At 58.3% G+C, this 20,779-nt stretch carries 14 protein-coding genes; 3 read left to right on the top strand and 11 right to left on the bottom strand.

What is annotated here, in order from left to right:
* Window positions 1-126: 126 nt before the first annotated feature.
* The 5 genes from C4S74_RS12320 to C4S74_RS12300 form a co-directional block, all read right to left on the bottom strand.
* Window positions 127-1,008 (bottom strand): ABC transporter ATP-binding protein, encoded by an 882-nt coding sequence (locus C4S74_RS12320; protein ID WP_103995619.1) that lies wholly within the window; start codon window positions 1,006-1,008, stop codon window positions 127-129.
* A gap of 178 nt (window positions 1,009-1,186) precedes the next feature.
* A complete protein-coding gene (locus C4S74_RS12315; RefSeq protein ID WP_103995618.1) occupies window positions 1,187-2,242 on the bottom strand; it encodes an iron ABC transporter permease in 1,056 nt (351 codons plus the stop codon).
* Window positions 2,239-3,246 carry an iron ABC transporter permease gene (locus tag C4S74_RS12310; protein ID WP_103995617.1) on the bottom strand — a complete coding sequence of 336 codons (1,008 nt, stop codon included), beginning with the start codon at window positions 3,244-3,246 and terminating at the stop codon, window positions 2,239-2,241. The genes C4S74_RS12315 and C4S74_RS12310 overlap by 4 nt, the downstream gene beginning before the upstream one ends.
* 226 nt (window positions 3,247-3,472) lie before the next feature.
* Window positions 3,473-4,360: an ROK family protein gene (locus tag C4S74_RS12305; protein ID WP_103995616.1), complete on the bottom strand. Its 888-nt coding sequence runs from the start codon at window positions 4,358-4,360 to the stop codon at window positions 3,473-3,475.
* 134 nt (window positions 4,361-4,494) lie between these two features.
* Window positions 4,495-6,987: a S1C family serine protease gene (locus C4S74_RS12300; protein ID WP_103995615.1), complete on the bottom strand. Its 2,493-nt coding sequence runs from the start codon at window positions 6,985-6,987 to the stop codon at window positions 4,495-4,497.
* A 197-nt stretch (window positions 6,988-7,184) separates the two neighbouring features.
* On the opposite strand from C4S74_RS12300, the gene C4S74_RS12295 reads away from it, so the two are divergent.
* Window positions 7,185-7,565 carry a LysM peptidoglycan-binding domain-containing protein gene (locus tag C4S74_RS12295; protein ID WP_103995614.1) on the top strand — a complete coding sequence of 127 codons (381 nt, stop codon included), beginning with the start codon at window positions 7,185-7,187 and terminating at the stop codon, window positions 7,563-7,565.
* 67 nt (window positions 7,566-7,632) lie between these two features.
* Here C4S74_RS12295 and C4S74_RS12290 read toward each other — a convergent pair whose 3' ends face one another.
* The 6 genes from C4S74_RS12290 to C4S74_RS12265 all read right to left on the bottom strand — a co-directional run bounded on the left by C4S74_RS12290 (window position 7,633) and on the right by C4S74_RS12265 (window position 17,262).
* On the bottom strand, window positions 7,633-11,886 hold the full coding sequence (locus C4S74_RS12290) for an S-layer homology domain-containing protein (RefSeq protein ID WP_103995613.1): 4,254 nt from the start codon (window positions 11,884-11,886) through the stop codon (window positions 7,633-7,635).
* Between the two features lie 246 nt (window positions 11,887-12,132).
* Window positions 12,133-12,984 carry a DUF72 domain-containing protein gene (locus C4S74_RS12285; RefSeq protein WP_103995612.1) on the bottom strand — a complete coding sequence of 284 codons (852 nt, stop codon included), beginning with the start codon at window positions 12,982-12,984 and terminating at the stop codon, window positions 12,133-12,135.
* A 267-nt stretch (window positions 12,985-13,251) separates the two neighbouring features.
* Window positions 13,252-13,470, bottom strand: a complete 219-nt coding sequence (locus C4S74_RS12280; RefSeq protein ID WP_103995611.1) for a hypothetical protein — start codon at window positions 13,468-13,470, stop codon at window positions 13,252-13,254.
* 236 nt (window positions 13,471-13,706) lie between these two features.
* A complete protein-coding gene (locus C4S74_RS12275) occupies window positions 13,707-14,996 on the bottom strand; it encodes a DUF445 domain-containing protein (protein WP_103995610.1) in 1,290 nt (429 codons plus the stop codon).
* A gap of 230 nt (window positions 14,997-15,226) precedes the next feature.
* Window positions 15,227-15,913 (bottom strand): metal-dependent hydrolase, encoded by a 687-nt coding sequence (locus C4S74_RS12270; RefSeq protein WP_103995609.1) that lies wholly within the window; start codon window positions 15,911-15,913, stop codon window positions 15,227-15,229.
* A gap of 338 nt (window positions 15,914-16,251) precedes the next feature.
* Window positions 16,252-17,262 (bottom strand): YeiH family protein, encoded by a 1,011-nt coding sequence (locus C4S74_RS12265; RefSeq protein WP_181024397.1) that lies wholly within the window; start codon window positions 17,260-17,262, stop codon window positions 16,252-16,254.
* A 721-nt stretch (window positions 17,263-17,983) separates the two neighbouring features.
* On the opposite strand from C4S74_RS12265, the gene C4S74_RS12260 reads away from it, so the two are divergent.
* Both C4S74_RS12260 and C4S74_RS12255 read left to right on the top strand, forming a co-directional pair.
* The gene (locus C4S74_RS12260; RefSeq protein WP_103995607.1) at window positions 17,984-18,895 is read left to right on the top strand and encodes a LysR family transcriptional regulator; all 912 of its coding nucleotides are present in this window, start codon (window positions 17,984-17,986) and stop codon (window positions 18,893-18,895) included.
* 279 nt (window positions 18,896-19,174) lie between these two features.
* A complete protein-coding gene (locus C4S74_RS12255) occupies window positions 19,175-20,758 on the top strand; it encodes a phospholipase D family protein (protein WP_103995664.1) in 1,584 nt (527 codons plus the stop codon).
* The last annotated feature ends 21 nt before the right edge of the window (window positions 20,759-20,779 follow it).

Genomic DNA, 20,779 nt, shown 5'->3' with positions numbered 1-20,779 from the left:
GGAAAGGAGAGGGTGTGTCCAGTTATTATTGACCTATGTTCAATAAATCAATATAAGTTCTTGAGGACTACCGGGCGAAACAAAAAACGGCCGCCCGCAAGGGCCGCCGCGTCACGATCTATTCGATTAAACCGGCAAAGGCGCCGGGTCAGACAAAGGCGAATCCGGGGACGTCGCGGTTTTGGCGTTCACGTAATTCACCATCTCCTCGCAGCCCGGAAGTCTGCGCCCTTTGCCGAAAGGCACACACGTAGGCGTTCCGAAAATAGGATCACGGACCAGACGGCAGTTCAGGCCGAACACATGGCGGACCAGTTCCTCCGTCACGACTTCCTCAGGCTTGCCCGCGGCATAGACCTTCTTGTCGCAAATAGCGACGATATGGTGCGCATAGCGGCAGGCCAGGTTGAGATCGTGAAGAACCATGACAATCGTCGTGTTCTCCTTCTCGTTGAGCTCCCACAGAAGATCGAGAATTTCGATCTGATGCGTCATGTCGAGATACGTCGTCGGCTCGTCAAGCAGGATCGTATTGGTTCCCTGCGCGAGCGTCATGGCGATCCAGGCCCGCTGTCTCTGCCCGCCCGACAGCGAATCCACCTGGCGCTCGGCCAGCGGAGCCATCCCCGTCGCTTCCAGCGCCTTCGTTACCGCAGCCTCGTCTTCCCGGGTCCACTGTTTGAGCCAGTTCTGGTGCGGATAGCGCCCCTGCTTCACGAGTTCGAAGACAGTCATTCCTTCCGGAGCGGTAGGACCCTGCGGCAGAATCGCCATCTGACGGGCCACTTCCTTGGTGGACTGCTTCGCGATTTCCTGGCCGTTCAGCAGCACGGCTCCGTTTTTGGGCTTCATCAGCCGGGCCATGGAGCGCAGCAGCGTCGATTTACCGCAGCCGTTGCAGCCGATCAAGACGGTAATCTGACCTTTCGGAATCTCCAGATCGAGATCCTCGATAATATCCGTTTGATTGTAAGAAAGCGTCAGCGACTTGGTTTCGATCCCATACATACGCTCAATCTCCTTTGCCAAGAAAAAGTGGTGTTCATCCAGATGACGAGAGGCGTCTAATCTTTTTGTGCGGCGGCAGGCGCTGTTAACTTCCACCCCGCAGGGCTGTCAGCCGCACATGCGGGCTGCAGCCGTCTCCAGGCGCAGCGTCTTACTATCTATATACCGGATCGCTTTTTCACGTGTTCCGGGATTTATACAGCAGGTAAATAAAGTACGGGGCACCGACGCAGGCCGTAAATATCCCCGCCGGATAATCGTGCGGCGGAAACGCCGTGCGGCCGATATAATCGGACACCAGCACGACCAGAGCGCCGAACAGCCCCGATGCGGGCAGCAAAGCGCCGTACGCGCTTCCGACAAGCCGACGCGCCATATGCGGCGCAATCAGCCCGACGAAGGTGATGCCTCCGCCGAAGGCTACGGCCGAACCGGCAAGAGCGGTGCTGAGCAGAATCAGCACGACGCGCTGGCGGTTCACCCGGCTGCCCACGCTGGTGGCGACCGAATCGCCCAGGGCCTGCACATTGAGGCTGCGCGCCATGTAAGCGAGAATCGGAATCAGCACGGCCAGCCATAAGGCCAGCGCTCCGACATGGCTCCAGTTCGAGCCGTACACGCTTCCCACCTTCCAGGTGACGGCCTGGGTGGTCAGCACCGGCGGGGCGAGCAGGATCAGCATCGTGTTCACCGCGGACAAGGAAGCCGCGATCCCGATGCCGATCAGCACGAGCCTTACCGGCGGCAGCCCGTTCTTCCAGGCCAGAGCCATGATAACCAGCGCCGTCAGCGAGGCCCCGGCGAAGGCCGCAAGCGGCAGCCACTGGGCCTGGGAAAGGAACGTGCTGCTCGTGCCGGTCGTCATCACGATGAACGCGACGACGAACACGCCGGCACCGTCGGTAATGCCGATAATATCCGGGGACGCCAGCGGATTGCGGCTGACTCCCTGCAGGATCGCTCCGGCCATAGACAGAGCCGCCCCTACCATGACCGCCACGAGAACACGCGGCAGCCGGAACGTGTGAATGACGAGCGCATCCTGCGGCGTTCCCATCCCGAACAGCGTGCGGAGCACCTGCAGCGGGCTGATTTTGATCTCTCCCGTGCCCGTCGAGACGAGCATGAGAAGGAAGAGCAGCACCGCGAGAACCGCGGTGACGAGCAGGGCCCGTTTATCCAGCACGAATGAAACAGACGGCCATTTTAGACGAATATGTTTGTAGCGGCTCATGAGGAAGTCTTAAACCCCCTCCGCGCGATATAGACGAAAAACGGCGTTCCGATAAAAGCCGTCATCACACCGACAGGCACTTCCTGCGGCATGATGATGAAACGCGACAGCGTATCGGCCGCCACCAGCAGCAGCGCACCGCAGATTCCCGCGTACGGGATGACCCAGCGGTGATCGAAGCCGACGAGTGACCGGACGAGGTGCGGCACGATAATGCCGACGAATCCGATCGGACCCGCCACGGCGACGGAGCCTCCCGCCAGGAAGACGACGACGACGGCCGCGATCAGCTTGATGTAAACCGTGCGCTGGCCCAGCCCGACGGCCACGTCATCGCCCATCATCAGGACGTTGATCTGGCTGGACAGCAGCAGGGCGGCGATCCAGGCCGCTCCCAGATAAGGCAGCACCGGGAGCAAAATGTCCAGCTTGCGCCCCTCGACCGACCCGGCCAGCCAGTACAGGACGTCCTGGATGCGCGTCTCGTTGGAGAGCAGCACGCCCTGCGTCAGCGAGTTCGCCAAGGCGGCGACCGCCGCTCCCGCAAGCGTCAGCTTCATGGGCGTAAGCCCTTCGCGGCCGACGGAGCCGAGCATGTACACGACCGCCGACGCGACTGCAGCACCCAGAAAAGCGATCCACGCCAGCGTGGACAGCGAGCTGACCGACAGCAGCGACATCGCGATCACGATAAGCAGGCCCGCGCCCGCATTAATGCCGAGAAGCCCCGGCGAAGCGAGCGGGTTTTTCGTAAGCGCCTGCATGAGCACACCCGCGATAGCGAGGCTCGAACCGACGGCGGCCGCGATCAGCGCCCTGGGCATCCGCGCTTCGCGGATGATCAGATGCTCGTTGGAGCCGTTGAAAGCACGGTAGGCATCCCAGGCGGTATGCCAGCTCGTGCCCGTATATCCGTAAACGATGCTGCATCCCATAGCGAGTATAAGCAAAGCGGCACCGGCCAGAAGTCCTATGGTTTTGAATGTGTTCGTTCTTAGAGGCAAAATCGGCAAACCCCTTTTGCGAGTACCGGGCATACGTCCAAACCCTTTACGCCCTATCCCTATTCTCCCTTTAGTGTAAGATACGCCCGGCTCAATGTCAATGAAGTTGATAATCATTATCACACCTAAACGTGACGATTTCCGGGACGATTATACTTATTCTTATCTAAGAAAAAATACCCATCCGCCCGGTTTCGGGAGAATGGGTACGGTCTTTACGGATCCGCTATCGGATTTCCGATCCGAGCGCGCGGGCGGCCAGCGCGAGCGCGCCGCAAATTCCGGCGTTGTCGCCGAGCTGCGGGTACACGACGTAGTCGGCGATCCCCGCCATAACTTCTTCTTTCTGAACGTAACCGTTCAGAAGTTCCTGCAGGCGGGCGTGGATCAGCGGAAATAGCTGCTGCTGTTTCATCACGCCTCCGCCCATGATAATCTTCTCCGGCGACAGGATCAGAATGTAGTTCATGAGCGCCTGGGCCAGGTAGTCGGCTTCGAGTTCCCACGCTTTGTGGTCCGTGCCCAGCCCGGTTCCCTTCACTCCCCAGCGCGCCTCGATGGCCGGGCCTGCCGCCAGTCCTTCCAGGCAGTCTTTATGGTAAGGGCATTTTCCTTCATAAGTGTCTTCCGCATTGCGGCGTACGAAGATGTGACCCATCTCCGGATGCGTAAGCCCGTGCACGAGCTTGCCGCCAACGACCGCTCCAGCCCCGACGCCGGTTCCCACCGTAATATAGAGGCAGCTCTCCAGCCCCTTGGCCGCTCCCCAGGTCGCTTCCCCGAGCGCCGCGCCGTTCACGTCCGTATCGAATTCCATCGGTACGTCGAAATGCTTTTTCAATTCGCCCAAAATGTTATAGTTGCCCCAATGCGGCTTGGGGGTCGTTGTAATATAGCCGTAAGTCGGGCTCTTCTTATTCGGATCTACCGGCCCGAACGAGCCTACGCCGAGCGCCTCGATTCCTTTGCCCTCGAAGAACGCACGGACGCTGCCCATCGTCTCTTCCGGCGTGGTCGTCGGGAAGCTTGCCCGCTCCAGTACCGTTCCGTCCTCATTGCCTATCGCACAGACAAACTTGGTTCCGCCTGCTTCAATTGCTCCTAATGTACGCATCTGCTGTGTCCTCTCCTCTTCCGGTTACGAAAACAGACGGTCAGGAGAACGCGTCTCCCGGCCGTCTGTTCCTGTTATGCCCATTGTAAGAGATGCCGGATGGACATGCAATCGTTCCCGTCACACAAATCCGACTATTTTCCGAAAACTATCGACCGGACCGCCTTGTTCAAACGCTCCGCATTCGCTTCGGTATGCACCGCGTCGTTCAGGTACGCCGTGATTACGTAGACCTTCCCGTTTCTCGAAAGCACATACTCGGTTTCCTCGTAACCGACTTTCTTTACCGAGTAATGAACGGTAAATTTGCGGGCTGTCGTTCCCAGCAGGCTGACATCCTCCGCTTTGACCTTGTAATCCGCATCGGCCTCGGCGCTTTCCTCGTGGCCGGCGTTTATTTCCGCGGCCTTCTCCTGCCAATCTTCCCCTTCCTCCACGCCTACGGCAAAGTAACCGCCGGTGAAGGTAAATAGAGAAGCGCCGCCTTTCTCAAACTCCGGGTACCCGTAGTCTTCCCCGTATTCGCGGGTCCACGTTTCCGGTATTTTCACGGAATATCCGTAGTCCTCGTCGGCGTAGCGGATCGTACGGTTCTTGTCCAGGATTTCCTTCTCGTCCTGAATGAAGCCTACGCCGGCGTCCATTTTTTTCACATCCAGACGAATGGAAGAGATTACGGTTCCGAGCAGCTTGTCTGCTTCGCCGGCCTTCAGTTCTTTCGGGTAATGAATCGAAAACTTGTATTTGTATCCTTCTTTCACCAGGTAAACATGGTGGATACTTTCCCATTTGTCGCCCATCGTCGAGGAAAACGTGACCTCCCGCGACTCCGTGCCGTCCAGTGTTCCCTGTTTTATTTCCGAAGTTTCCCTGTAAGAAGGCACGAAGGTTTCTTCGAAAGCCGTTTTGTCCCGTTTCACCCAGGCATCGAGCGTATCTCCCTTTGTCTGGGAAGTCACTTCGATGGAGATACCCTGGGTCATGGTGTCGTTCGAATACTGGATATCGGGCCGGTAAGGAGATTCGTTCCATTTATCGGGCAGAGCAAAGGTAAGCCCGTACTCGTTCGATACTTCGTCTCCGCCGCCGCTTTTCGTCTTGGCAATGTCCTTGAGCTTGGCGTCCTGACGGTCGAAAGCGGTCCGGAAGCTGTCGAGCAGATCGCCGTAGCTGTTCGGCCCCGCTTTCGTGCCGTTCTCTTTGTCCTCGCTGTAGGTCAAAGCCAGCCCGTACAGCTTGTCATGGTCCTGATAAAGCCGGATCTGGTAAACCATGCCTCCCAGCTTCCCGGATACTTTGGCGTACGGCTGCGGGCCGCTCTTGACGTACTGCTTCTCCAGAATCGTGCCCATTTTCAGCTCTGCAGCGGTTTTAAGCAGCATGGCGGGCGAAAGCTCGTCATCCTGATCTTCGACGGAGACGGAGAGCGTGAAGTCGCCTTTGGCGTCGGCAAACCGAACCTCCGTACCGTCCGCGCTCTGGAACTGCTTGATCAGCCCGCTCGGATATTTCATCGACCAGCCCATGCTGCTGTCTCCGATTTTCGTCTTGCCCCGGTCCGTATTCAGTCCCGTGTTATCGGTATTATCGGTCTGACGGGTATCCTCGGACTTCTCTTCACCCAGCACGACCTCACGGGTTACCGTCTTGCCTCCCGCCTGCATGGTCAGCTTTACGCTCTGACCGGGCAAGTACTGCTTCAGAACTTCGTTGTATTGAACGGTCGTGTCTACCGCCTTGTCACCGATAGATACCAGGGTGTCTCCCTCTTCGATACCCGCCTTTTCGGCCGGTGAGCCCGGTTCGACACGCGACACCGTCAGGCCGTCATCGGAAGGAAGGCCCACGGCCGCTTCCCAGCTTTCTTCCAGCTTCAGCCCCAGAAACGGGCGCTTCACTTTGCCGTAAGCTTCGAAATGTTTGAGCACGTAGTCTACGGTATCCATGGGAATGGCAAACCCGAGATTGTCGACTCCGTACTCCGAATATTTGAGCGTATTGATGCCGACCACTTCGCCCTTCATGTTCACGAGAGCGCCCCCGCTGTTGCCCGGGTTGATCGCCGCATCCGTCTGGATAAGCCGGTATTGATCGTTCACCGAGCGGTCGATGCCGCTCACGATCCCCACGGTTACGGAGTTGCGCAGCGCGAATGAAACCGGCGTACCGATCGCGACGACAGTCTCACCGACGCGAAGGCTCTTCGGATCGGCGAACGAGGCTGTCTGCAAGCCGGACGCTTCGATTTTGACGAGAGCCAGATCGCTCTGCTCGTCCAGATTGGTCACTTTGCCGGTATGAGACTTGCCGTCCGATGTCACGATGACGAGGTTGCTCATGCTTTTCACGACATGCGCGTTCGTCACGATGACTCCGTTCGATTTAATGATCACTCCCGTGCCGTGCGCCAGATCGTAGCGGTCTTTATCTGTGCCTTTATCGGTTTTGCCGCCGGTCGGCTTGCCGATGATGGCCACTACGGACGGCGATGTGCGCGCGATAATTTGCGGCAGCTCGTCCGAATCGGCCGCAGCCCGCACAGGCGTGCCGAATCCGAATCCGGAAGCGGCCGCCAGCATGATCGCCAGCACAATTCCGCACAGCCGGAAGGTATTGCGTTTTAGCATTGCTTGACCCCATTCCCCATGAAAATTTTGGTAATATCTATATTCCGCTTCAAATCTAGCACATTCCTCCGGGGTCGGCAATGGAATTTTTTTATGTCAAAACATCTCGCTCCAGGCTCACGTCCCGCACCGAATGCCCAGCCCGCACATACAATACGTCAGTTACTATCCTGACTCCGACCATGGGAGGAACGTATATGATTACTTACGTCGTGCAGCCCGGCGACACGCTGTATCTGATCGCTAACCGCTACAACACAACGGTGGAGGCTCTGCTCCGTGCCAACAACTTGTCCACCCCTTATGTCTATGTGGGGCAGACGCTCTATATTCCCGCTCCCGGACCGGTGCCTGGTCCGGGACCTTGGCCTGGGCCTGGACCTACACCGGGACCGGGACCCGGACCTGGACCCGGTCCGGGGGGTCCCGGCTTCGGAAACCTGGAGCAGCGCGTAAACCGGCTGGAACGCGAATTCAACCAGCTTAACCGGGAGCTGGGCAGACTCACGCGGGAAGTCAACCGGCTCGATCAGCGGCTGGATCGTCTGGAGCAGCGGGTTACCAAGCTGGAACGGTAAAAAAGCTGTGCCGGAAGCGGCAAAAAAAGGACTTTGGAGCGTATTCGCCTCCAAAGTCCTTTTCGTTTTACGGAGTGTGCCGACCCATGAACTGGTACGACCCCTTCGGGAACATGTTCCATTCCCCGTACTTGGAAAACTGCTTCGATCCGGTAGAAATGCCGGATTTCCTTACAAGCGTTCCTCCGTCAGGCAGGAACTGCACCATCGAAGCCGGATCTCCGACCACATCGACAACCTGGCCGTCTTTTTTCAATACCAGAGCCACCGTATTCAATTCGGCAGGATTGTAAAATCTCATTTCGTCGTCGTTATAGTAGGTAGCTGTCGTTTTATCAAAGAAAGAGTAAAAAATAGAATCAATAAAAATGTAAGGAGTAATAAGCGGCTTGCCCGGCCCCTGATCAAGAAGCGGCTTGCTTATCACGTTCATTTTCCCGGTTTTCTTCATATATTGATGCACTTCAAGCGTATACCCGGTCGGTTTCTTGCTCGGATCCATATCTCCGCTATAGAAAAGCTCGATCGCGACCTCTCCGTTCCCCGCATCCAAATATTCCGAGAAGAAAATTTGCGGGGTGCCCTGCGCCTCGGTAACGACTTGGAATACGGCCGCTTTGCCTTGAGCGCCGATTACCCACATATAAGGGGTTTCGTTGCCCAACATAATCTGGGTCCCGTTAAAAGTAGTCGGACCGCCGACAATCATATCTGCCGTGCCTTTATACACGCGGAACGAGTTCTCGCCCGGGAAAAGCTCGGTCAAATTGTAAGTGAGCGGGTCCTTTACACCCTGTTTGGTCCGTACGGTAACGATCCCGCTGTTTACGAGCTGAGCCGTGCGCACGTTGATCCGGAACTCGGCGGTCCCGCCCTTACCGTCGTCCGCCGTAACCGTCACCTGTCCGTCCGCGCTTCCCATGCCCGGGTTCAGCGTCAAGATATTGCCCGACACGGCGGCCGAAACGACCGCAGGAGAAAAGCCCGACACCGTGTACGACAGAGCATCTCCGTCCGCGTCCGTGAAGTACGAAGCGAGATCGAACGTCCGCACATTCGTAACGCCCGGTGTAAGGAGCTGATCCGGGATGATTTTCGCCACCGTCGGCGCGCTGTTCAGACGCTGGACGACGCGGATGGCGAATTGCGTGCTCTGATCGCCTTCAACCGGGTGATAGACGCTTAGGGTAACCGTAGCCGTCCCTTCGCTAACCGGCGTCATGGTCAGTTTTCTGTCCGACAACAGGACCGTCGCAACAGAAGTATCGTACGTGCTGGCGGTTACCGTAGCAGCGGAATCGAAGCCCGCCAGAAGGGCGGTCAGATCCAGCAGCTTAGGCGTTCCGAGCTCCACCGTCTGATCGGGGATCGTGCCCAGCGTATTCGGCATACGCACGTTGACGGCAAAGGTCACTGAAGCTTCGCCGCCCCGTCCGTCTTTGGCGGTAACCCGGAAAGCGGAGGTGCCGGCCTGAAGGGCGTGCAGCTTCAGCTTCTGCCCGGTTACCTCCCAGGACGCCGTACCCGGAACCGATGACTGGATTTCATAGACCAGAGGGTCCTGATCTCCATCCGTAAACAGCTGCGAAAGATCCAGTTCGCCGTCCGCTCTGCCCGCAACGAGGTACACATCGTTGGGATTCCGGACAGCCGCCGGCGCACGGTTAACGGATACGGTGAATGAAACGCTCACCTCTCCGCCCTTGCCGTCTTTGGCCGTCAGCTTAATCACCGCCTGACCGCCCTGGAGCGCCGTCAGCAGCAGGGAATCGCCCTCACGGACCACCCCGACGACGGAAGGCTCCGATACGGTATATTCGTAAACAAGCGCATCTTGATCCGGATCGGCAAACACTTGCGCCAGGTCCAAAGCGGTATCCGTCTGGCCTACGGCAAGCAATCTGTCCGCAGGCTGCAGGCTCACCACGGGAGACTGGTTGAAGGGGCTGACGTGAACGGTCAGATCGGCAGTGCCTTCTCCGCCTTTGCCGTCCTTCGCCCGCAGCTTGATCACCGTGGTGCCGGGCTGGCTGGCCTGGATCGTCAACATGCCGGCCTGGACACTTGCGGCGGCAACGGCCGGATCGCCCGGCTCCGCTTCGTAAGTGAGCGCGTCTCCATCTCCATCCGTGAACAGCCGCGAAAGATCGAGAGACGAATGGACAGCTCCCGGAGCCAAATACACGTCAGCCGGATTTTGCGATGCCGCCGGAGGGGTATTTACCGTGAGCCCGAACGTAACCGACGCTTCGCCTCGCGTTCCGTCATTCGCCACGATATCGTTCTGGGCCGTCACGGTGACAGACGTGTGCCCTGAGCGGAGAGGGGACATAGTCAGTCCGTCCCCGTTTACCGACACATCCGCGATTGCCGGATCTGACGAGGAAACGGAGTATGTCAGATTCCGCAGCGCCTTGTCGCTGAAATAATCGCTCAGCCGCACAGCGCCGGCGGTTCCGTTCAACTGGATAAGCTGATCCGGAATGGTCCGGGCGACCGGCAGCGCATAAACGGTAACCTTGACGGACCCGCTGATTTTATTGCCGTGCTGGTCGTCGACGGAAATCCGAATCGTTGCGGTCCCGTTTGCCGCTGGCGTCAAAGTTGCCGTACTGCCGCTCGTTGATACCGTAACGACCCTGTTGCTGCTGGAGATAGCCGAAATTTTCAGGATGTCTCCATCGGGATCCGTAAAAAATGCCGACAGGTCGATCGAGGTCCCCGTTCCCCTCTCCATGAAGATATAGTCGGCGAACGGAGTCACCTGGACCGGCGCGCCGTTGGACGAACCCGAAGAGGAGGAGCCCCCTGTGCCGCCGGAAGGAGCCTGGCTTCTCGTAACGGCCGAGTCAGGCACGCCCTGACCCAGCGAAACCGTCGTCACTTGGGCCGACACTCCGACCACCACTTGGGAGCCCGCATTCGCGACCTGCAGCTGATCAATCGTCCCCGTGCCGTCGATGCTTACGGATGCGGAACCCGTTACGTTGAGCTGCCTGATCGATGCGCTCCCTGTTATCTGAGCGGACTGCGAGCTCTGTACCGTAACCTGTCCGAGCGATCCGTGCAGATCCACCTTCGCGGAACCGTCCGAAAGGGTAAGCTCCGGCACCCGGGCTTCCACGCCGACTTCCAACTGGGCCGAAGACCGGATGTCCATTTGCCGGACAACGGTGTTGCCCGAGGCCACGATCCGCACGTTTTCTTTAAGAACCGTCACGCCGTTCAGCTCGGAATTTTCAAAAACGACCGTATTGTCGTCTCCTCCGGCTACTCTCGTATGCCCTTTCACCTTGATACCGTTTGCGTAAAAATCGTTTTCCAGCCCCTCCGCAACGGTCAAATCGCCGTTGATTTGCAGGCCCGTCACAGACAAATAATTATTCGATACGATCAGGTCCCCGGGGAGAACAGCCCCGTTTCCGTCCAGTACCAGGTTGCGTGAAAATTCCTCTTCCCCTTCCCCGGCCGGACTTCCGGATGCGCGCAGTTCGAGTGAACGGATCGCGTCGATCTTGCGGCCGTTCGCATGAATCTTCAGCTTCGCTTTCGAAAGAACTTCCTTGTTCTTCTCCGTAAAAAGGGCCGCCGTCTCATCGGACAGCTCATATACGACACCGTTCAGCCGGATGTGTTGGGAATCCCTGATTTCCTGAAGGATCATGTCATGTTCGACGGAAAAAAAGGTGGCCAGCAGCATTTCAGCCGCTTCGCCGCGGGAGACGGTGCCTGCCGGGAGAAAAGAACCTCCGGCAAGCTTCATGGAACCTTGTTCCAGACTGGTCCGGACATAAGATTGCGCCCACGGAGCGGTCCGGTCCCAATCTAAGGGCATACCGGACAAGCCGGCCCCTTCGGGAGATAGCTTGGCGGCACGCATCAGCATGGCCGCCATTTCCTGGCGGGTTACGGGAGCCTGAGGGCGATAGTTGCCTTCTCCGTCGCCTTGGACGATATCGGCCCTGCGGATCGCCTCAATATACGGGCTTCCCCAGCTGCTTGCGGAAACATCCTTGAAAGACGAGGACGAAGCGTCCAGCGGGAGCTCCAATGCATGTGTAAGGAGAACCGCCATCTCCGCCCGGGTCAGCGAATCTTTAGGCCGGAAAGCTTCCGCGGCTCCGTCGAAAAGCCCCAGCTCGACCGCCCGCTGAATACTTTGCAGCGGATTTCCCGTTATGCCCGAAAGATCGGTAAAGCCCGCTTTCTGGGCCGCGGAGGCCGCGCTTACGGGCGAACCTCCCGCCGTTCCGGCGAAAGCTGCCAGAGCGCCTGCCATCACAACAGATAATACTTGTGGAATTTTTCGTATCTTTCTCATCTTTCATCTCCGCTTTGGTTGAATTTTCTTAGTTGAATGATCCGGCTCAGATTTGGACTTTTGCCTTAAATTTATCGGCGTTTCAAGGCGATAAAGTTACGGAGATATACGCCCTTACGGGAGCTTGACCGATCCTTCCCAATATTACGAGTCACATTCTTTCCCGCGTTTTCGGATTCCTCTTTAAAACGACAAAAAAAGCCATTTGCCGCAAAAGGCATCATGGCTTTCGTAAGGAACAAAAAATCAGAATAAGTCCAGCTGTCTCGGGGCGAGTCCCTGGTCGTCCCCGATTCCGAGCAGCTCCATCATCTCCTTGGCGTTGGCGGCCGCGTCCCCGCCGGAGTTGTTGTTGAAAATAACCGCGACTTCACGGCTGCTTCGCTCCAGCACCTTCAGTCGCTCCTTCCACTCCAGGAGCTCGGCCCGGCTGTAGCGGTACAGGTACCGCACGTCGCGCCAGCTCTTGCCCGGAGGCGCACCGACCCAGCCGCCGTCGTTGCGCCCGTGGAACCGGACCAGCGTCAGGTCCGGATTCGCGGCGCGCAGCACGATCGGCACGGAGCCGCTGCCGACCTGGGGTTCGTCACAGACCGTGTGGATCCAGCCCTCCTGCTCCAGAAAGCCCAGCGTGCGCTCCCGCACTTCCGGCGCGTACCAGCTGCGGTGCCGGAACTCCACCGCAAGCGGCAGCCCGTCCAGGAGGCTCCTCGCTTCACGGAGCGTGTCCACATTTTCGCGGACGCAGTCAAACCAGGGCGGATACTGGAGCAGCACCGCCGTCAGTTTACCCGCCTCGCGCATCGGTTCGATGGATTCGGCGAAAGCCCGGAACATCTCCTCCGTGCTGTCAAAAGGATTTTTCCCGCGCAGGTGTCCCGTCATGCCCTGGTACGCTTTGACGACAAATCCGAAACCGGGCGGCGTCTCCCTCACCCACTTCTGGGTATTGCGCAAAGGCTGGACGGCGTAGAAGGAGCTGTCCAGCTCCACAACCGGAAAGTGTGAGGAATATACTTTCAGTTTTTCTTTTTTGTCCGCAGGAGTCGTGTAAAGATCGTCATGATCCCCCCAGCCTGCCAATCCGATCCGTATCATGCCAATCCCTCCTCCGGCAGCGTCTTTTTATGCGGCTGCAGCCAGCCGCTTTTTTCCATTTTAACACATAGGTACGATTACCCGAATTCTGTCCGTTTGTCCCAGCCCGTGAGATTTCCCGTTTGAAGGCCCTTATGGCAACAAGAACATACGCAAAAAAAACAAAACAAAGCCGCGCGAGAAAGCCCGGCAGAAAACAACGAAGCAGCACAAAAAGCGCCGGAGAACGATTCTCCGGCACCTTCGCGCAGCAGCTGGCTGGAACAATTAACGGACGGGAGAAGGACAGAATTCGTCTTTCACCGTGTAACAGTAAACGTGCTTAGGCACGGGAACACAGTGATGACGGTTGACGATCTCGATCGGATGAACGACTTCCACGATTTGCGGATGGTAAAAATCTCTGTAAACGCGTGTCGGCGGATCAAATACCTGCTTCTCCGGGCAAAGACAATGTTTATGATGATGGTGATGATGATGACTCATATTTGAACCTCTCCTTTCGGTTATTTCTAATTCAGCATACGAAAGGAGAGACATTTATGCCTGTTCACTTGCCTATCGGGCGGATACTTTTTTCCGCTCCTGCCTCAGGGGCTTATCCGCATCCGGACGCGGTCCTTATAGGACAGATGAAACGATGGCCCCTTAACGGACAGCAAGCACGCGCCCGTATTTATCCGGCGGCATCTCCGGGATGCCGTCATCCGAAGCGGCCCGAGTTATTGTCCGAAGAGCATACGCACCCCTTCGAGAGCAATCCCGATAATAAATCCACAGACGGCGCCGTTGACCCGGATCCACTGAAGGTCTTTGCCGACCTTGTTCTCGATGAAATCGATCAAGGCGGCATTGTCCATCTTGTCGATATTCTCCCGGACAAGAGCGCCGATCTTGGAATGGTTGCGCTCGACGAATTCCGTAATCTGCGTCTTCAGCCATTCCTCAAGCTTGCGCACAGTATCTTCGTCGCTGCGCAGGCGCCGGACGCCTTCCTGGAGCAGAGGCATGACGGTCTCATCCAGGAGAGGACCTTCCTGCAGCTGCTCGAGGAGCCGGTCTCGCCAGCTTTCGATCAGAGCGGCAAGCCGCTCCTCCAGCCGGAGCCGGTCCGGCAGCTGCTGCGCCAGGCTACCGACGGCTTCGTGCAGCCGCTCGTTGTCTTTGAGGCCGGCCAGCTCCCGCCGGACGAGGTCGAGCAGCCCGGCACGGCTGCGGTGGCCGGGGAGCCGCAGGGCGGCCAGGTTATCGAGAAGCGCATGCTGAAGCATGCCGCCGAGCTTGTCCCCGGACATGAATCCGAGGAAAGCGTTCTTGGCGAATCCCATCAGCCCGTTCATCTCGATCCCCTGGATAACCCCCTCGGCAATCTCCCCGAGGAGGCGGCGCGTCTCGGCCCGCACGGCCCAGCGCTCGGCACGGTCGATCAGGAAATCAACGGCCGGCTCCTCGTAGCCGTGCGTCAGCACCTGATAGACCATCAGCCCGACGGCCGCGGCCGGGTCCATTCTGCCCGCCGCCTGCCGGATCTGCTGTGAGGCGAATGCGGCGATCTGCTCGGCCGGCAGACGCTCCAGCGCGTAGCGGCAGGCGCTGCGCACCGCCTCGCGCGCGCCTTCCGAGCCAAGCGCCTCTTCGGCTTTGGCGAGCATGGTCTCGACAAGGCGCATCTGGCCGATCCGCAGCGCGATGCTTTCCTTGCCCAGCAGGTTGTCCTCCACCGCGGAAACGACCGCTTTGGTCAACTGGGCGCGGTTGTTCGGAAGCAGCGCCGTGTGCGGGATCTTGATTCCCAGCGGATGCCGGAACAGGGCCGTGACCGCAAACCAGTCGGCAAGTCCCCCGACGAGGCCCGCTTCAAAGCCGCTTTGCAGAAAGGCACCCGCGGTATGCGGAGCGAAAGGAAGCGTGGCCAGGAAGCCCGCTCCCATCACACCTAGCGAAACCGTCGCGATATGTTTGGTCTGTTTTGGTTTTTTCTCTCTCGATTGAAGTTCCTGAAGTTCCTGCATAGATGAATCCCTCCGACAGGGCATAACCGGATGGGCAAACGGATGCTACCGGTTTCCTGGTTTTTATCGTTAACAGCATTATCGCCGATTTTTCCCATGAACTCCAGAGGATGCGTAATCCGCGCTCCCGGATACCGAAGCGGGGCTGCCTTTGTACGTATGTACGCGGACAGCCCCCTCCATTTCGGTTTCCCTATCTTTGCTCCGGCAATCCCCTCACAAGTCCTGCACTATACTTCCAGGGTCTCGCCCGGAGCGAGCCGGACGCCATCCTGATACGCCTGCTTCAGCTTTTGAATCCATTCGCTCGCGTCCTGCTTGATCGCGTCGAACGTATTGTAATGGGTCGGAATGTATTTTTTGGCGCGCAGCCACGTCGCCGCAAGCACCGCCTCATCCGGTCCCATCGTAAAAACGTCTCCGATCGGCAGCGCGGCCACATCGATGTTGTACATTTCTCCGTACAGCTTCATATCTCCGAAAAGGGCCGTGTCGCCCGCATGATAGAACGTTTTTCCTCCCATGGTCAGAAGAATGCCCGCGGGTTGTCCTCCGTCCACGAATTTGCCCGGCTCCACTTCAATACTGGAGGAATGGAAAGCTAACGTATATTTAACGGTGCCCCATTCGAACTTGGCGCTGCCGCCGATGTTCATGGCAAAAGTTTTAAGTCCCTTGGATGCGTAATAAGAAGCGATTTCATAATTCGCGATAATGACGCAGTCGTTTTTGCGGGCGATTTCCTCGGCATCCACGATGTGGTCACTGTGGCCGTGTGTAAGCAGGATGGCGTCCACTTGAATTTCTCCCGGATCGGCAACAGCCAGTGCATTTCCGCTTAGAAAAGGGTCCAATAGTACCCGGTATCCTTCGTTTTCTACCAAAAAACACGAATGCCCGTGGTAAGTAATTTGCATATGAGCGCCTCCTTTAAGTTTCAACTTGTTCATTACCCGTCTCGCGGGCTTTCGAAACATCCGTTTTAACCGGTAGGTGTATGTATAAAATGCCGGCCTGCGAGCAGACCTTCCAATGGAAGTGTGCCCAGCGGAACGCCGGTTCAAACAGGGGTTTTCCGTTCCCTGTCTCTATTAAACCTCAAACGAGAGGGCGGATACAACTTTTCGGATAAGCAAAAAAGCCCGCTTGCGCGGGCAGTACGGCCGAAATCGCCAAGTGTCCTGCCGCTGCAAGGGGCTTTATAGAGCTTCAAAAAGCTGCTCCGAACGGCCGTTTCAGTCGTCTATGTTGGCACTCAGCCCAGCAGGCGCAGCACATAGACTTCTCCGATGCCAAGCAGCGAGAGCAGCACCGAGCCGAGCAGAACGGCCGCGGAGGCCCGCAGGCCGTGGCGCCGGAACACGGCCAGGTTCACGTTCAAGCCGAGCCCTGCCATCGCCATCGCGATCAGTAGGTAGGCGCCTTGAACGGCGGCCGCCGCGGCGGGCTGCGGGACGATCCCCATCGTGTTCAAAGCGGCTGCCGCCAGGAAGCCCACGATGAACCACGGGACCGGCACGCCCGCCCTGCGGGCCGCACCCGCGGCTGCGTTCGAAGCCGCCGAGCCGGGGGCTCCTTCGCCTGCGCTCCGGCGTTCCCGCCGCGCCGCCCAGACGCCGAGCGCCAGGGCGACCGGCGCGAGAAGGGCCACGCGCGTCAGCTTCGCGACGAGCGCGCTGTCTACCGCGGCACTGCCGCCGGGAGCGGCGGCCGCGATGACGTGGGCGATCTCGTGCAGCGTCGCGCCCGAGAAGAAGCCGTACTCGGCGGACGAGAAGCCGAGCAGCGGGTAGATCAGCGTGTAGGCCACGGTAAACAGTGTGCCGAGCAGCGCGATAACCGTGACGCCGACGGCCGTTTCGTCGTCGTCCGCCTTGATTTGCGGAGAGATGCCGGCGATAGCCGCCGCCCCGCAAATCCCGGTGCCGCAGGCGCTCAGCATCGCGAGGCGCGGGCCTACGTTCATCCGCCGGGCGATGGCGTACACGACGACGGTCGCGAAGAGGATGTTGCCGGCCGCCGCGGCGAACACCGCCGGACCGGCGTGCACCACATCCATCAGGCTGAGGCGCATGCCGAGCAGGATGATGCCTCCGCGGAGCAGCTTTTTGCTGGCGAAGGCCAGCCCCGCGGGAGCGGATGACGGAACGGGGGCGCCCGCCCGCCAGGCGATGCCGAGCAGCAGAGCGAGCACGAGCTGCCCGACGACGTTCAGGCCCGGAATGAGGGCGAGCGCTTTGGCCGCCAGGGCCAGCGCAAGCGTCATTCCGAGGCCTGTGGCGAGCCCGGCGGGGCCTCTCCCGAGCCCGGACGCGGGCTTCGCCGCTGCCGAGGCGGCGGAAGGACCCCGAGCTTCTGCCGCGGCCGCGGGGGTTTCCGCTGCGGAAGCCGCTTGAGCGGCTCCGCCGGCCGGGGCTCCTGCGGCTGTGCTGCCGGAGAAATCGGCCGCTGCCGGGATGGCCGGCGCGCTTTCCGCTCCGCCGGAACCGGGAGTACGCTCCGCGGACTCAGCCGTGAAACCGTAGGCGGCAATCGTATCGGCGGCATTCTTGCCCGTTCCCTCTGTTTGCGTCCCCTTCGGCCGTGTTTCTTCTTTTATAACAGTAGAATCTGTCCGATCTATAGAAACGGCGCTTAATTCTTCGTTCATCCGGGAGCGTTTCATATTCGAATCCGTCTTTGCTGGTCCCTTTTCTTGTACAGCCGGGGTTCCTAACCGTTGTGTGAAAGTTTTCATCTGTCGACCCCTCCAGTTTCTTCTGCTCGTATTTATAGGCTTTCGAACGTTCTTTATTTTCACTATAAAAGGACGTGCAGAGGAACGGAAATACGAATACGCGATGCCAATCATTACAAATACTTATGATACAATGGTGCCAAAGGCATTGCGCTCTTTATATGTTTTCTAAAAGGGCTTTTGTACACCGCATTTTAGCCGCACTCAAACACTATAGTTTGTATACCACTCGATTACGGAGGAAGTTACGATGATCGTCGATCATTTGCGCGTGTTTGCCGCCGTAGCGGAACAGCGCCATTTTTCCCGGGCAGCGGAGGCCCTAAATATTTCCCAGCCCGGCGTCAGCCAGCATATCCGCAATCTGGAGCAGGAGTTCGGCGCCAAGCTTATGATCCGCTCGCCCAAGCAGGTTAAACTGACGGAAGCCGGGGAACTTCTTTATGCGAGAGCCAAAAAAATTTTGCGCTTGTATGAAGAGGCCCGGCAAGAAATCGACGCTTTGCAGCATGTGGTGACGGGATCGCTCAAAATCGGCGCCAGCTTTACGATCGGCGAATATATCCTTCCCCGCCTGCTGGCCGATTACGCCAAGCATTACCCGAAGGTCGACATCCATTCCACCATCGCGAACACCGTCGAAGTCGTCCAAGGCGTGCGCCGCGATCATTTTCATATCGGGCTGATCGAGGGTGCCGCGGACGCTCCGGACGTAGAGATCGAGCCTTTTATGGAGGATGAAATGATTCTCATCGCTCCGCGCGATCATCCTCTGACCCGGGAACCATTCAAGCTCCATGCCCTTCAAAATCAGACCTGGGTTTGGCGGGAACCTGGTTCGGGAACGCGCGATTACAGCGACAGGCTGATCGCGGAATGGCAGCTCGGCGTGAAGCGCTCCTTTATGTTCAGCAGCTCCCAGAGCGTGAAGGAAGCGGTGTCCGCCGGGCTCGGAATCGCCATCTTATCGAGATGGATCGTACGCAAGGAGCTCGAATCGGGGGAAATCGTCCATCTGGGGGCGGACGGACGCCGCTTGACCCGGACGCTGACGATGGTGCGCAGAGCCGCCGGCGAGAACTCGAAGGCGCTTGAAATCTTCGTCCAGAAAGTCCGGGACGCCCACGAGTCGATGCAGCTCCCCGGTTCCTCCGGGTCCTGACCGGAGCCTGTCCGTGGTTGACCGCCGTCACGTAACGCCGAGCACCGGGCGCCGGGAACTTCACGTCGTGTGTTCCCCGGGACAGCCTGTCTGCCGCCGCGGTCCCCTTCTCGTTTTTGTATGCCAAAAACTCCCCTGCTTCACATGGCCCTTCCCGGCGTTAAATATTCGGTAGCCTGTAACGGCCTGCCCTGCCCTGCGGGAGTCTATAGATTGATTCCCGGCATCCGCGGCATAGAGAAACTCCGTTACGTCCACTACAAGTACGGGAGAATGCCCATGAAGCCTTTAAAACGAACCGAACGGAACACTTGGCCCCCGGGCCGCTCTTCGGGAGATACAAGGAAGCAAACCGAAAAAAGCTGGCTCTCTTCGAATTGGCTGAAAGGCGGTATCCTGCTTCTCGTCTTCTTTCTCTGGGCGGGCATCGTGGCCGCCATTCATACACATAAAGCTTTGCCTGCCGGCCTGTCATTCGAAGGAAAAGCCTACCGGGCGGAGAGCGTCGATTTTCTCTATGATCTTTCTTATAAAAAAGACGGCGGCTATCATCAGGAACAGATGATTTTCGACCGGGTCAAACATGCTATCGCGGAAGCGAAGGAATTTATCGTGATCGACATGTTCCTGTACAGCGGGTACTACGACAACGACCAATCCTTCCCTCCTCTGAGCGGGCAGCTGACGGAAAGCCTGCTGGAGGCCAAGCGGAGACACCCGGCCATGCCGATCACGGTCGTTTCCGATGAAGTGAACACGACCTACGGCTCGCACCCGTCTCCGGAGCTTGAACGGCTTAAGGCGGCCGGTATCGGGGTAGTACTTACGGACACGGACCCGCTCAGAGACTCCGTCCCGCTGTACTCCGCCGTCTGGCGCATGGGGCTCCAGTGGTTCGGACAGTCGGGCAAGGGCTGGCTGCCCAATCCTCTGGCGGATTCCGCTCCCAAGGTGACACTGCGCTCTTATTTGAAGCTTTTCAATGTCAAAGCCAATCACCGTAAAGTCGTCGCCACCGAAAATACGGCTCTCGTGCTATCCGCCAACCCGCATGACGCCAGCTTCAATAACTCGAATATCGGGTTTCAAATAACGGGAAGCCAAGACTTCATCTCCGAAGTCGTCGGCACGGAGCAGGCCGCCTCCCTGATGTCCGGCGGGCCCGGGCTTCTTCAGCCGAAGGCCGGCGATAAACCGGGAGAATCAGCCGGTTCGGAGGAGGCGTCCGGAAACGGCACGCAAGAAACGGCAGCTTCGTCCAAGGACGCCGTAACCGTACGGCTGCTTACGGAAGGCAAAATCTACTCCCGCCTGCTTGCCGCTATTTCGGCCGCGCCCAAGGGCAGCGAGATTCGTATGGGCATGTTCTATCTCGCCGACCGCAAGGTTATCGACGCCCTGCTGGACGCTTCGGCCCGGGGCGTATCCGTCCAATTGCTGCTCGATCCGAACCAGAATGCGTTCGGGCACAGCAAGACCGGAATTCCGAACCGTCCGGTCGCCGCGGAGCTGAGGAAGAAATCCGGCGGCAAAATCGCCGTTAAATGGTATAACACAGCTCAGGAGCAGTTTCATACGAAGGTGATAGATATCCGGGATCCGGAAGGCAACGCCGTCATTAACGGGGGCTCCGCCAATTTCACGCCGCGTAATCTCGACGATCTTAACCTGGAAACGAACGTGGAAATAACAGCTCCGGCTGACAGCAAGATTACGAAGGACCTCGACCGTTATTGGGACCGTCTGTGGAATAACCGGGATGCCGAATATTCCCTGGACTATCCCGCCTATGAAGATAAGCTGGTCGGCTTCAAGCGGGTCGTTTATCATTTGCAGGATATGTTCGGATTTACGACTTACTGAAACCTTATTTCTCTGCTTGAA

Origin of the sequence: Paenibacillus sp. UNC499MF, from assembly GCF_900107975.1 — a bacterium.
Classification (GTDB): domain Bacteria; phylum Bacillota; class Bacilli; order Paenibacillales; family NBRC-103111; genus Paenibacillus_F.
The sequence above is the reverse complement of the archived record's forward strand: the minus strand, read 5'-3'. Positions and strand labels throughout refer to the sequence as shown.

Coding starts and splice junctions, on each gene's coding strand:
- C4S74_RS12320 (WP_103995619.1), bottom strand. CDS start 1,008: ATGTATGGGATCGAAACCAAGTCGCTGACGCTTTCTTACAATCAAACG.
- C4S74_RS12315 (WP_103995618.1), bottom strand. CDS start 2,242: ATGAGCCGCTACAAACATATTCGTCTAAAATGGCCGTCTGTTTCATTC.
- C4S74_RS12305 (WP_103995616.1), bottom strand. CDS start 4,360: ATGCGTACATTAGGAGCAATTGAAGCAGGCGGAACCAAGTTTGTCTGT.
- C4S74_RS12300 (WP_103995615.1), bottom strand. CDS start 6,987: ATGCTAAAACGCAATACCTTCCGGCTGTGCGGAATTGTGCTGGCGATC.
- C4S74_RS12295 (WP_103995614.1), top strand. CDS start 7,185: ATGATTACTTACGTCGTGCAGCCCGGCGACACGCTGTATCTGATCGCT.
- C4S74_RS12290 (WP_103995613.1), bottom strand. CDS start 11,886: ATGAGAAAGATACGAAAAATTCCACAAGTATTATCTGTTGTGATGGCA.
- C4S74_RS12285 (WP_103995612.1), bottom strand. CDS start 12,984: ATGATACGGATCGGATTGGCAGGCTGGGGGGATCATGACGATCTTTAC.
- C4S74_RS12280 (WP_103995611.1), bottom strand. CDS start 13,470: ATGAGTCATCATCATCACCATCATCATAAACATTGTCTTTGCCCGGAG.
- C4S74_RS12275 (WP_103995610.1), bottom strand. CDS start 14,996: ATGCAGGAACTTCAGGAACTTCAATCGAGAGAGAAAAAACCAAAACAG.
- C4S74_RS12270 (WP_103995609.1), bottom strand. CDS start 15,913: ATGCAAATTACTTACCACGGGCATTCGTGTTTTTTGGTAGAAAACGAA.
- C4S74_RS12265 (WP_181024397.1), bottom strand. CDS start 17,262: ATGACGCTTGCGCTGGCCCTGGCGGCCAAAGCGCTCGCCCTCATTCCG.
- C4S74_RS12260 (WP_103995607.1), top strand. CDS start 17,984: ATGATCGTCGATCATTTGCGCGTGTTTGCCGCCGTAGCGGAACAGCGC.
- C4S74_RS12255 (WP_103995664.1), top strand. CDS start 19,175: ATGAAGCCTTTAAAACGAACCGAACGGAACACTTGGCCCCCGGGCCGC.